General features: G+C 61.7%; 10 protein-coding genes. 3 read left to right on the forward strand and 7 right to left on the reverse strand.

From position 1 onward, the window contains the following. Window positions 1-80 precede the first annotated feature (80 nt). Window positions 81-3,308, reverse strand: a complete 3,228-nt coding sequence (locus G7047_RS14940) for a choice-of-anchor U domain-containing protein (protein WP_166306879.1) — start codon at window positions 3,306-3,308, stop codon at window positions 81-83. Between the two features lie 204 nt (window positions 3,309-3,512). On the opposite strand from G7047_RS14940, the gene G7047_RS14945 reads away from it, so the two are divergent. Continuing rightward, window positions 3,513-4,700, forward strand: coding sequence for a multidrug effflux MFS transporter (locus G7047_RS14945; RefSeq protein ID WP_166306882.1), 1,188 nt, complete (start codon window positions 3,513-3,515; stop codon window positions 4,698-4,700). A 15-nt stretch (window positions 4,701-4,715) separates the two neighbouring features. Here G7047_RS14945 and G7047_RS14950 read toward each other — a convergent pair whose 3' ends face one another. The 5 genes from G7047_RS14950 to G7047_RS14970 form a co-directional block, all read right to left on the reverse strand. Next, complete coding sequence (locus G7047_RS14950; RefSeq protein WP_166306885.1) at window positions 4,716-5,384, reverse strand: nitroreductase; 669 nt, start codon at window positions 5,382-5,384, stop codon at window positions 4,716-4,718. 132 nt (window positions 5,385-5,516) lie between these two features. Then, window positions 5,517-6,023 carry an HAD family hydrolase gene (locus tag G7047_RS14955; RefSeq protein ID WP_166306888.1) on the reverse strand — a complete coding sequence of 169 codons (507 nt, stop codon included), beginning with the start codon at window positions 6,021-6,023 and terminating at the stop codon, window positions 5,517-5,519. A gap of 52 nt (window positions 6,024-6,075) precedes the next feature. Further along, on the reverse strand, window positions 6,076-6,897 hold the full coding sequence (cysE, locus tag G7047_RS14960; protein WP_166306891.1) for a serine O-acetyltransferase: 822 nt from the start codon (window positions 6,895-6,897) through the stop codon (window positions 6,076-6,078). Window positions 6,898-6,937: 40 nt separating this feature from the next. Next, window positions 6,938-7,699 (reverse strand): RNA methyltransferase, encoded by a 762-nt coding sequence (locus tag G7047_RS14965; protein WP_166306894.1) that lies wholly within the window; start codon window positions 7,697-7,699, stop codon window positions 6,938-6,940. A 117-nt stretch (window positions 7,700-7,816) separates the two neighbouring features. Beyond that, window positions 7,817-8,848 (reverse strand): DUF4349 domain-containing protein, encoded by a 1,032-nt coding sequence (locus G7047_RS14970; RefSeq protein ID WP_166306897.1) that lies wholly within the window; start codon window positions 8,846-8,848, stop codon window positions 7,817-7,819. 820 nt (window positions 8,849-9,668) lie between these two features. Here G7047_RS14970 and G7047_RS14975 point away from each other — a divergent pair. Beyond that, window positions 9,669-10,628: an inositol monophosphatase family protein gene (locus G7047_RS14975; RefSeq protein WP_166306900.1), complete on the forward strand. Its 960-nt coding sequence runs from the start codon at window positions 9,669-9,671 to the stop codon at window positions 10,626-10,628. 107 nt (window positions 10,629-10,735) lie between these two features. Here G7047_RS14975 and G7047_RS14980 read toward each other — a convergent pair whose 3' ends face one another. Continuing rightward, entirely contained in the window at window positions 10,736-11,419 is a 684-nt protein-coding gene (locus tag G7047_RS14980) for a phytanoyl-CoA dioxygenase family protein (protein WP_166306903.1), read from the reverse strand. 74 nt (window positions 11,420-11,493) lie between these two features. Here G7047_RS14980 and G7047_RS14985 point away from each other — a divergent pair, with 74 nt between their 5' ends. Continuing rightward, window positions 11,494-12,627 (forward strand): 2Fe-2S iron-sulfur cluster-binding protein, encoded by a 1,134-nt coding sequence (locus G7047_RS14985; RefSeq protein ID WP_166306906.1) that lies wholly within the window; start codon window positions 11,494-11,496, stop codon window positions 12,625-12,627. The last annotated feature ends 36 nt before the right edge of the window (window positions 12,628-12,663 follow it).

Here is a 12,663-nt window from a genome sequence, read left to right on the forward strand (position 1 = left end):
GAGCCGCTACACGCCAGCTGTAGCGGCTCTTTCCGTTTGCAGGGACTCACCAACTCAAAAGTGAGCCCCGCCTCCCCCTATCAGTGGGTCAACACATTGTTGGCGCGGTTGCGACGGCGCCAGCGCATCCAGGCCAGCGCACCCACAGCCCACGACAGGCTGATCAGACCACCCGCACCCAATGTTGGCACCGGTGCCACGGCGCCCGCCGGAGGCGTCACCGGACCGACCACACCGACGCCGCCCGGATCGCTGATTGAGCCGTTGGCCACGAGGTCGTCGTCGCCATCCTCGCCATCGGTGAGCGTGAGCGTAACCTTGTTGCCGCTGATCTGCGCACCGCCAAAGACATACCAGTGCGGCGTTCCATTGGCTTTGGTCCTACCATACTTGTAATACTTGGCATTGGCCGGTAAAGCCTCTGGATAGACCAGCTCCACCGTCGCCTGCTTGCCCACCTCGCCGCCCTTCAGCTTGAAACTCGTCACGCCAAACGGAAAGCTCATGTTCTCCGGCGCGCTTGACGCTGCAGCAACCGACAGCGCGTTGCTTACATCAAATGCCCACAGCCCCGTGCCGCCACCTGTCACCGTGGCGATGACTGAGCCGCTCTTGCCGACGGGGCTGAGCGCCGCTTCGGCAGGCAGCGACTTGAAGGTGAAGTTCACCGAGCAATTGCCGCTGATGACGCCCGTGGTGTAGACCGTGAAGTCTGCATTCCACGACCCGGCCGGGCAATCGCCGGCAGGGGCCACGCCTGCCACCGTATATCCGGCGGCGGGCGCTATGGTGCAGGCGCTGGCCTGACCGGGCACCGCGCCGCTACAGACGACAGCGCCACCACTTGCGGAATTTGATGTACCCGTCACGCTGCCGGTGCCATCACCCACAATCAAGGTCACGGGCTGGGAGAAGATCGCATAGCTGTAGGTACCGTCGCCCATCTGGTAGCGATAACCGGGCATCACCACGGCCGTGCCCGCACTTGTGAATTTGACGGTTCCATTGCTGGGGGCCTCGGCCAGCGCCGTTCCGCCCAGCACGACGAGTTCATTGGCCGCCACCGTCGACGCCTGACCCAGTTGCGTGGTCAGATTCACGTTCAGCGAAGTTACCTCGTTCAGCGCTACCTTCGAAGGCAGCGCAGCAACGGTGATCTCGACCGGGAAGTTGGTTGCGTACTTCGCGTAGTTGGTCGTGATGCCATTCGTACCCCAGCTGTAGAACTTGTAGAAGTCCGCAGTGCCGTCGATCGTCCACGGCCAGAAGGTGGTGCCGCGGTGCTTGGCCGCCTCCATGGTCGCACGCTTGATGTTGGCGGACGAAGGGTTGTAAGTGGAGTTGTAGTTCTGCGTTGCGTTGAGCACCGTGCGTACATCGTTGAGCAAGGTGCCCGAGTCGGCACCGCCGCCCAGGTAGCCGAGCGCGAGATCCGGAATCTCGGTTGTGCTCAGTTGCATCTGGTTGGTGACAAACGAGATCGCAATCGACTGATCGGCCACCCCCTCTTGCTCCATCTCCTTCTTCAACTGCGTCACCACAGCGGGCGTGCTGCTTTTGATCTCAATGAAATGCGTGATCGGCTTGTTCTTGAATGCCTGAAAGTACTCACGCATCGTCGGCACCTGCAGGCCTTGGGTCTTGGTCCGCAACGCCTTCACCTGTTCCAGCGACATACTCTCGATGCTGCCTGTGCCGTTGGTCGTTCGATCGACCGTGTCGTCATGCATGATGACCAAATGACCATCAGTGGTGATGTAGATGTCGTTTTCCACCGCATCGGCACCAGCGGCCACCGCCGCCTTGGCGCTCTCCAGCGTGTTCTCGTCATTTTCCGTTCCCGCAGGCATGCCGCGATGGCCTATGACCAGCGGCTTGCGCAGTAGCGTATTGGCAGGCAACTTGCGCAGCACTTCTGCGTAGACGGTACTGTCGCTGGCGATCACGCCGTTGACGCCCGTGGTCAGCACCTGCGCTGCTTGCTCGGCGGACTTCGCATCGGACTGGGCCCACACGGTAATCAACAAGCGCTGCAGATGCGCGACAAATGCACGCTTTAGCAGATTTGCGGGCAGCACGGCGATCTTGGCGCGGGCGCGGTTGGTGTCGCCACTGATCTTGAGCAGCGACGCTGTCGAGTCGTCCAGCGCACTGGAAGAAAAATCCACGGCCGTACGAACGGATGGAAGCTGCTTGCGTGCGGACAGCAGAATATCCACGTTGTCCGACAAGAAAGTGATGTCGGAGAGCGCATGAACATCGTTAGAAAACGCGACCAAGGCGTCCACTGTCGCCTGATCCTTGATGCGAACGACCGGCACCGTTACGCGTGTGGACTGCGCAAACAGGTCTTTCAAGGTACCCAGCTTCTCGCCGCCCGAACCCGTGAGATTGAGCGAGCTGTCCAGCGTGAAAAGCGAGTTGCTGGAGCCATCGCCACCGTTGGCTGCCAACGTGCCCATGCCTTGCACGAGAGTCGGTGCCATCGATACGGATGTGCCTGTATCCTGCACCGCTACTGGCATATCGAACTCGGGCAGCGGCGTGAGCTGCTCGGTCACCTTCACGCTCTTGACGCGATACAGCGCACCCGCGGTCTGCAGCCCTACGCCGCCTTTTTCGAGACCACTTGTCAGCGTGACATCGTGCAGCAGCACATCGTTCAAATACTGACGCACACGATTGCCATACACGACCACCGTGGCCTTGTAGGTCTTGCTCTTGTCGATGGCTTCAGTGAATGACTTCGTGTTCTGCACCGTCCAGACACCCGCTTGGCGACGGGCAAATTCCGTACCGCTGGCGGCCGTTGCATTCTGACGGATCGCGAATTGCTGATAGGGCTCGTACGCGGGCGTGCCGGTGCTGGCCGATGTGCGATACATCACGCTGCCCCAACGCGCGGTGTCAAGTGCGCTGTCGATTGTGAATTCCACATCCACCCGGTAATTGGACAGCGCCTCCAGGCTTTCTGGCAACATCACGGCGGTCATGCTGGTCGAGGCTGCCTTGGTCCCGTCGATCAGCAGATTCCCCGTGGCGGAGTCGATCGAGACCGTACCTTTGGCCGCGTTCCAAGTTGGCAAGCGCCATCCGGCAGGCACGCTCGCTGATTTGTCCGTGAACGACTGATTGATGTAGACCGTCGCCAACGCATCAGCCTTCGTCAGCTTGGCCTCCAGCGCCATACGCGCTGCTCCGGAACTACCGGCTTTGACGCCAACCACCGTTGTTGGATCAGCGGTTGCGGCTTGCGCGGAAAGGACGAGCAAGGTCGCCATGGCGGCAACCAGTTTGGTGTTATGCATTGTTCTATGCCCTCGTTGAAAACCAGCAAGTTTTTCAAGCGCGCATGACAAGGTCTTTATCGTTTGATGAACATGGTTGTCATATTGCCTCGTTCCGCGCCATGGAACGAAGTCGTACGCTGCCCACACAACCCAACGCCAGCAGCAAAGGCGCATCACGCTTAGACTGCGCATTTTCACGCGACGAGCCTAGACCCTCACTGCATGCCCTTTGCCCTGATCACCCTCCTCTTTGCCCTGTGCGCCATGATCGGACCACTGGGCATCGACACCTATCTGCCATCGTTCCACGCCATTGCGAAAGATTTCGACGTGGGCCCGGCGGCGGTGCAGCAGACGCTCAGCGTGTATGTGTTCGCGATGGCCTGCACCATGCTGTTCTACGGCACGCTGAGTGACACCTTCGGGAGGCGCCGGGTGCTGATGGCGTCGGCCATCTTCTATGGCCTGACCTCGCTGGCTGCGGCGTTCGTGCCCAATATCCAAACGCTGATCTTCGTGCGGTTTCTGCAGGGCATGTGCGCGGGCTCTGGGATGGTGATCGTACGGGCCATGGTGCAGGACCGATTTCAAGGTGCCGAAGCGCAACGCATGATGGCCATGGTGATGATGGTGTTCGGCCTTGCGCCAGCGCTTGCACCGATCTTCGGCGGCTGGCTGCAGACCCATGGCGGCTGGCGCGCGACGTTCTACTTTCTGGCGGCGTTCGGGTTTGTGCTGGCGACGCTGCTGTGGCGCTTTCTGCCAGAAACGCTGCCACCGCAAAAGCGCACCCCCCTCAAACTCGGCATCATTCTGGGTAACTACCTGACGGCGCTCTCCAACCGCAAGTTCCGCACCATGGTCGCGGGTCTCGCGTTAATGGCCGGCGCCAACTCCATCTACATCAGCTCGGCCGCAGAGTTTGTGATCACCGTGCTCGGCATGGAGGCAACCGACCTCGGCTGGCTCTTCATTCCGTTGATTGCAGGAACCTTCATCGGCTCCGCAATCTCGGGTACGTTTGCCAAGCGCATTCCCATGCGTGTGCAAAAACGCATCGGCTATGGCTGCCTGCTGCTGGCATGTGCAAGCAACATGATCTACAACGCATCCACCAGCCACCCCGTCGTGCCGTGGGCGGTGCTGCCGATCACCATCTACACGCTCGGCATTTCGCTGCTGATGCCCATCCTCTCACTCGAAACCATGGGCCAGTTCCCGCAGATGCGCGGCTTGGCTTCGTCACTGCAAGGCTTCGCGCAAATGATGGTGTTCACCTTGATCTCGGCAGCCATCGTGCCGCACCTGTTCCACAGCGGGCTGCTGCTGGCTCTGGCTCAGTGCATCACCGTGGTGATGGGTATGTGCGTATGGTGGTGGGCCACGCATCGAACTCCCGCACAGCCCTGATTTGCAGAGGTCAGATCAGGCAAATCCGCGCATCTGCGCCCACTCGCCGAACGCCGCACGGTCGGCGCGCAGATCATTGATGGGGGCACTCGTATCTTCGTAGCCAAGCGCAATGCCGTAGGCCACGCGGTACGACTCGGGCACTTCTAGCACACGCTCCACCGTGTCGCGGAAACGCCGCCAGTAGCCCTGCGCACAGGTGCCCATGCCGCGCTCGGTGGCCAGCAGCATGAAAGACTGCAGGTAGATGCCCAGATCCACCCATTGCGCGTAGCCCATGCGCTCGTCCACAAGCATGATGACGCCGACCGGAGCGCCGAAGAACAGGCCGTTCTTGCCCATCTGCTCGAGACGCGCGGCCTTGTTCTCGCGTGGGATGTCGATGGTCTTGTAGAGGTCTTCGCCATTCTTGAAACGGCGGCCGCGATACGGATCCCACAGGCTTGGCGGATAGGCCATGTGGGGCACGACGCTGTCCTCCATTGGCGGGGCCGCGGTGACTGCATCGGTCAGTTGCTTGAGCGGCGCACCGGACAGCGCGACCACGCACCATGGCTGCAGATTTCCGCCGGAAGCTGCCTTGGCCGCATCGGCAATCAAGCTCTCGACATCCTGAGCGCTGGGTACACGAGGCAGGAAAGCGCGCACCGAGCGGCGCTCCTGCAGAGCCTGACTGACGTTCATTGGAATCAACCTTCCGTTACTGTGAATTCGGGGGAAATGAAGCGAGTGCTCATCTTGCGTGATACATGCACGCCTGTAAATCCACTACGGAGCGCAAGCTGCCACATCGGTGACATCCTCAGCGCTTTCAGCTCAATGCCCCAGCAGCGTGAGCGCGTGCGTCAGTTTGTGCACCTGCGAGCCCCCTTGCGGCAGCGCTTGCGGTGCTCCCGTGCCCGTATGCAGCCAGATCGCGCAGCCCACTCCGTGACGCAGCGGAGCGAGCACATCCTGCTCGAACGAGTCGCCGATCATGGCAACGCGGCTCAGGTCAGCCAACCCGGAGCGCTCCTGCACCGCGTGCCAGAACTGTGGCTCGCTCTTGCGAAAGCCAATGTCGGTGTAGCAGAAAATATGGTCGATGAAGCGGCGCAGACCGCCACGCTCAAGCGCCTTGCTGATCAGCGGCTTGGTGGAGACTGAGGCGTTGGTCGCGATGCAGATGCGCTCGCCCTCCGCATGCAAGCTTGCCAACACCTCGAGCGCGCCGTCGATGCGCTGCACCTCGGGCCATTGGGCCATGGGCAACTCCTCAGGCCCGCCTTCTGCCATGAGGGTGCCGCCCCAGTCAAAACAGATCAGGTCCCAGTGACGCGGCATGGCGCAATGCTCCTTGTTTCGGAACGTGGTGCCGGACGAAAGCCTGCCGACGTCACTTGCCCACGAGATCGTTGAGCGTTTCCTTGGCGAAACTCTCGCGCTTGGCGGCGTCGCAGGGCACGCAGTCGCCGACTTCCTTCGGGGCTGCGGTGCTGAGCTTTTCGATGCTCTGCCACAACAAGGCGATCTGTCGCTCCTGCGCGGCAGTGTGCTCGATCAGGCCGCGCATGGCCTGTGCGAGCGGATCGTCCTGCTGCCCCTCGACACCATAGGCCGAAAACGGTGCCGGGCTCGCTGCTGCAGCCGCAACGGTTGCCGACGCCAGCGTCGCCTCGGTCACGTCCGCACTCTGTCCGGCCTTCGACGGGATGATGCGCGCAGGAATCCCCACCGCCGTCGCACCCGCAGGCACGGGCTTGATGACCACCGCATTGCTGCCGATCTTGGCGCCGTCGCCCACATCAAAGCCGCCGAGAATCTTCGCGCCCGCGCTCACCACCACGTCCTTGCCCAGCGTCGGGTGACGTTTGGTGCCCTTGTAAAGCGAGGTGCCGCCGAGCGTCACGCCCTGATAGATCGTGCAGCCATCACCGATCTCAGCGGTCTCACCAACGACCACACCCATTGCATGGTCGAAGAACACCCGCTGGCCAATCTTGGCACCGGGATGAATCTCGATGCCGGTGAGCCAGCGCGAGAAATTGGAGATGAAACGCCCCGTCCACTTCAAGCCGTGGTTCCAACACCAGTGCGCAGGTCGATGCAGCCAGATGGCGTGCAGGCCCGGGTAGCACGTGATCACTTCCCAGCGGCTACGGGCAGCCGGGTCGCGCTCAAGAATGCACTGGATATCGGATCGCAGGCGGTCAAACATGAAAATGAACTGTCGTTATTCGTTCTGGAAGGTTTGCAGTCTAGCGTTTTGCCTGCGCCGTCTGGATCATCGCCTTGGCAACACCGCGAAGGATGTGGATTTCTTCCTCGGTCAGTTGCGCGCGATTGAAAAGTTGGTTCAGGCGCGGCATGAGCTTCTTGGGCGCAGCCGGATCGAGAAACCCGATCTCGGCCAGCGCATGCTCCCAATGCCCAAGCATGCCTGCCACTTGTGCGGCGTCGGCGCGCTCAATCGGCGCCGTCGCCTCCTGCACGCCATAGCCCCCCAGCGCCTGCCGCCAGTCATAGGCGACCACCTGCACGGCCGACGCGAGATTGAGCGAGCCAAAGGTCGGATTGGTCGGAATCGACAGCGCCACATTGCAGCGGTAGACATCCTCATTGGCCATCCCGAAACGCTCGCAGCCGAAGAGAAACGCCACGCCGGTTTCATTGGACTTGTCAGACTCACCGGCATCGACGTTCAGCTTGCCGTTCACCAACAGCTCGAAATGCTCGCGCGGTGTGCGCGTGGGCGGCCCGAAGTCACGCGGCGTCATCGCCGTCGCGCAGAGATGGCTCATGCCTTCAAGCGCCTCGTCCAGCGTCTCGACGATGCGGCAGTTCTCCAGCACATCGAGCGCCCCGCTCGCGCGCTGAATGGTTTCCTCCTTGCGCAGCACGTTCGACCAGCGCGGAGCGACCAGCACCAGATCATCGAACCCCATGGTCTTGAGCGCGCGCGCGGCAGCGCCCACATTGCCAGCATGGCTGGTGTTGATGAGGATGAAGCGGGTTTTCATGTTGGCAAAACAGTCTGGCAGGCGCAGGGCGCGAAACCTTTGATTGTCGCTGCTTTGTTTGCCCTCTGCCGAAACTGGTCCGTATCACGGACCTCTCATTCCATCCTCACATGCCCCTTATGCCGTCGCCGTCGCCGTCGCCGTTGCCGATTTGCGCGAACGCCGTACGCCCTTGAACACGAAAACGCAGATCACACCCAACACGCCCAATACCACCAACACAGGCAACAGCGCGGCGGTGGCGATCACCATCGACTGTGCACTGCCCGCCATTGCATTCCAGGCACGCTCCCAAGTCTGTAGCCACGGGTTGTAGGTGCCAGACAGGACTACCTGTTGCGGCTGGAACTGCATGTGCACGAACTGCTTGCCCGTGTCTTTTTCCAGCACCTTGCGCTGCGCCTGGGCCGCGTCGATCTCCGCTTGCACCTGCGAGAGCGTATCGCGGATTTCCATAAGGTCGGTGAGCTTGCGCTTGACATCCTTCTCGCGCAGCAACTCCCGCAGCGAATCGCGGTACTCGCTGCGGTTCTTGATCTGCGCCTCCACATCGATCACCTCCCCGGTCTTGTCCTCACTTGAAGTCTGGTGGTTGAGCACCTTGGCATTGCCACCGATGGCACTGGTCAGCATCGCGAAATCACGCGGATTGACGCGCATGGTGAGGTAGGCGCCACCCGCCGAATGCGAGGTCTCGCGCTGCAGCGCCGAAGCCTCGACCTGGCAGTCAAGCTGCTCGCAACGCTCCTTCACTGCGCCCCACAGGCCAGCGAGGTCGGCAGCGGGGGCTTCGATCTGCAGTTCGTGGCGGACTGCGAGGAAGCGCTGAGGGGCGGCCGTTGCGGCAGGCGCGTCCTGTGCCGGAGAGGCGGCGGCCGGAGCAGGTGCGGCCTGCCGGCTCAGCTCTTGCACCTCTGCGCTGATGTTGTTGCTCCTGCGGCGCTGGGCTTCGGGTTTGGAGACAACACTGTCCATGGCGGGGGCGCCCGCTGGGCTGGGGGCTACGGTCTTGGACTGGGCTACGCTGTATTCGTTGTCTGCCGGGGAGCAGGCACTGAGCAGGAGAGCAGTTGCCGACAGGGCTGCCAGATAGGTGAGTTTTTTTCTGAATGAGCTGGTTGGATTTTGGCGGGATTGGGCGAAGGGCATGGAGGACTCCGGTTCACTGTGTTGTGGATGTGGTATGAATCGGGGGCGAGGCTGACTTGGGGTGATGTTGTTTCAAACATTCACATTTTTTTGGAGCTCGGCTCGGTTATTGAGAGCGGAGGCCGGGACTGCCCCCGGCGGGGCAATCACTTTTTGCTCGCGCGCAAAAAGTAATCAAAAACGCGCTTGTCAATACCTCCGGCGGAACTCGCGGCGTTCCTTCGTCACTCTGCTCGGACAACCGCCGGAAGTCAGTTGGAAAAGAGGTGTGTTCGGCACATCGCTGCGCTCGTGCTGCATCTCGCGTCGCGAATTGCATGGCACCTGCGGCGCGGTATTGCTCCCTCGCCCCCTTTCAAGGGGAGAGGGGGTAGATGCACCACAGATGCTGGTCATGCACGCGGTCTTCTCCCACCCTTCTGCCCACGCCTGATTCTGTCGTTCCATCCGGCGGTTTGCAGCGGCAAGTGCCGCTGCAAATTTCAAGCACTGACTCACGGCAGATGTCTGACCGCAGCGAAGCGCAGGGAGTTTCTGCCGTGCGCCGGATGGAGCGACAGAGTCAGGTTGCCCGTAGCGCAGCGAAGGATCGTGGGCAGCAGGGTCGCCTTTTCTTGCCTACTTCTTTTGGCGAAGCCAAAGAAGTAGGTCGCCCACCGGGGCGAGTCCCGGCCAGCGACAGCCAAAAAAGAAACCTAGCCCCGAAATAAACACGACAAAACCACGATCCTCGTCAAAGCGATAGAATTACGCCTTTCGCGCGTCCGCATCGCCGGTCGCACCGCAGCTACAAAAGCCGCTCTGCTCCTCATCACAATCCATGTCGTCCTCCAATCTGCACCCCATGCTTAACGTGGCCATCAAGGCTGCGCGCGCCGCTGGCGCCATCATCAACCGAGCTGCCCTCGACGTCGAGGCTGTGCGCGTTTCCCAGAAACAGCTCAATGATTTTGTGACCGAGGTCGACGTGGCGAGCGAGAAGGCCATCATCGAAACACTTCTCACGGCCTACCCCCAGCACGGCATCCTGGCTGAGGAATCGGGCAATGAGTACGGCTCCAAGACGTCCGAATTCGTGTGGATCATCGATCCGCTGGACGGCACCACCAACTTCATCCACGGTTTTCCGGTTTACTGCGTGAGCATTGCCCTGGCCGTGCGCGGCAAAATCGAGCAGGCGGTCATTTATGACCCGTCGCGCAACGACCTGTTCACCGCCACCAAGGGCCGCGGCGCGTTCCTGAATGAACGCCGCATCCGCGTGAGCAAGCGCACACGCATGGGCGAGTGCCTGATCTCGACCGGTTTCCCATTCCGTCCAGGCGACAACTTCCAGAACTACCTCGCGCTCATGGGCGATGTGATGCAGCGCTGCGCCGGTCTGCGCCGTCCAGGCGCGGCCGCGCTCGATCTGGCCTATGTGGCTGCTGGTTTCACCGATGCGTTCTTCGAGACCGGTCTGTCGATCTGGGACGTCGCTGCGGGTTCGCTGCTGGTGACAGAAGCCGGCGGTCTGGTCGGCAACTTCACGGGCGAGGCTGATTTCCTCGAGCAGCGCGAGTGCCTGGCGGGCAACCCACGCATCTACGGTCAGATGGTGCCCATCATCGGCAAGTACAGCAAGTTCGCACCTGCGGGCGAGAAGGCTGCGCTGCGTCAGGCGGGCATCAATGCAGACAATGCGGAAGCCAGCGAGTCGGCCGCCACTGAAGCGGACACTACCGCCGCAGCGGCCGATGGCGTTGCAGCACCTGCAGACACACAAGACAAGCAAGACTGACAGGTCAAGCGATTGGCGGGGGAAGAGTCCAGACTCTTCCTCTACAGAACAAGGGCAGCCCGACTACGGTGCTGCCCTTTTTTTGCGTTGTGGCTCTTGCCGGAGGCTCAGACAGGATCGAAACGCTCGCGGGTGTCCATGCGCACATTGCGCAGATGGGCGGTCTGCAGATGCAACGCATGCAGCGACTCGGCGAAGTAGCCCAGCAGCAGCGTTCTGCGGCGCGAGCCGCTCGGGTTCAGGCTGCCTGCGTGCACCAGGTCGGCGTCGAACACCAAAATATCACCAGCCTGCCCTTTCAACTGTACCGATCCGGATTCATCCAGATCGTCAAACGGCGGCGAATCCGGCGCGGGACGGTGGGTGCCGGACACGATGCGGGTGGCGCCGTTGTCCGGGCCGTAGTCATCGAGATAAATGAGCGCATTGACCGTGTCTCCGGGCCGTTGAGCCGACAAGTCGCGGTGCAGTGTCTGATGGCCATGACCGCCCAGAGGCTCGCGGCCCTCCACCTGCGAAAGGAAGAAGCGCTCGCCGATCAGCGCTCCGACCACCACCAGCACCTCGGGCAATCGGCACACGGCCTGCACCCGCGCATCCAGATCCACCAGCGCGTGGTTCCAGGTCGTGCCGCGCGGCACGGGCCACTGGTCCGATGACAGGATGCCGGCATCGAAAGTCGCCCGCAGGCCGTCCAGCCAGTCCCCAGGAACCGCGCCACGCAGCAGCGCATAGCCGTCACGCCGCCAGGATTCGCGGTGAATTTCAGGGTTGTCGACTGGATGATTCATCGCCGTATTTGTAACATGAATGCATTTCACAAACATAGTGTTACATGTAAAACCCATCCTGCGATACTCCAAAAATGTCCCATGTACTGAGTTTTGAAAACGGCCACGCCGTGGCGCAAGAAGGCGAAACCGTTCTGAATGCCCTGCTGCGAGCGGGGCTGGAACCCGCGTTTTCCTGCAAAAGCGGCTCCTGCCAGACCTGCATGCTGCAGGCCGAACGCGGCGATATTCCCGAGCGGGCACAGCGCGTGCTGCCCACGCATCTGCGGCGTCTGCGCTACTTTTTACCCTGCCGATGCGTGCCAACAGGCGCGATGCAGTTGCGCCGTCCGCATCCGAACGATCTGGTCGTCGGCTGCCAACTCTGCGAAGCAAGCGTGCAGGCCGATGGCTGCATTTCGCTGGTCTTCGAGACCGGACGTCCGCTCAAGTACCGCAGCGGCCAGCAGATGCGCGTCGTGACCGGCGCAGAGAATGAACCCTTGCTCACCCTCACCTCCTGCCCCGAGCGCGATCTGCTCATCAGCGGCGTGGTCGATGCCGACGCTGCGAGTCTGCTGCCTCGCGAGTTGCAGGGCACACTGGGAGATGAGGAGACCTTCGGCCACCCTTTCGAGCTGCGCGGCCCGTTCGACGACATGCCGCCGCGCGAACTGCCCGCGCCGGACGCCGACGCAGCCCTGTGGGAAGACCTCGGCGGCGACGCCAAGGTACGCGCCGTGATGGAAGCCTTCTACGCCAAGGTCTATGCCGACGAGCAGCTCGCGCCCTTCTTCGTCAAAGTGACCCGCGAGCGCGCCATCGATAAGCAGTTCTCGTTCATGAAACAGTGCGTCACGGGAGGGAAGCTCTACATGGGCGACCGCCCCCGTAACGCCCACCACTGGATGATCATCACCCACGCCCTGTTCGACCACCGCCAGGCGCTGATGCACGCCACGCTGGTGGAGCACGGCCTGAGCGATGCGCTGATCGAGCGCTGGACGGTTTACGAAGAATATTTCCGCCCCGACATCGTCAAGAGCGCCAGACTGCCGCGCACGCTCGGCAACCAGGTGGTGAGGACCACCGGCGTCACGCGCGAAGTGCTTGGCGAAGGCTCGGTCTGCGACCAGTGCGGCGGCGAGGTGACGTCGGGCGAGACCGTACTGCTGCACCACCATATGGGGACGATCAGTTGCGAACGGTGCTCTCCGGCGAATGCCTGAATCACATTGTCTCCCCTTCGGCCGGAGATGACTTTC

It is taken from the genome of Diaphorobacter sp. HDW4A, from assembly GCF_011305995.1.
Lineage (GTDB): Bacteria > Pseudomonadota > Gammaproteobacteria > Burkholderiales > Burkholderiaceae_C > Diaphorobacter_A.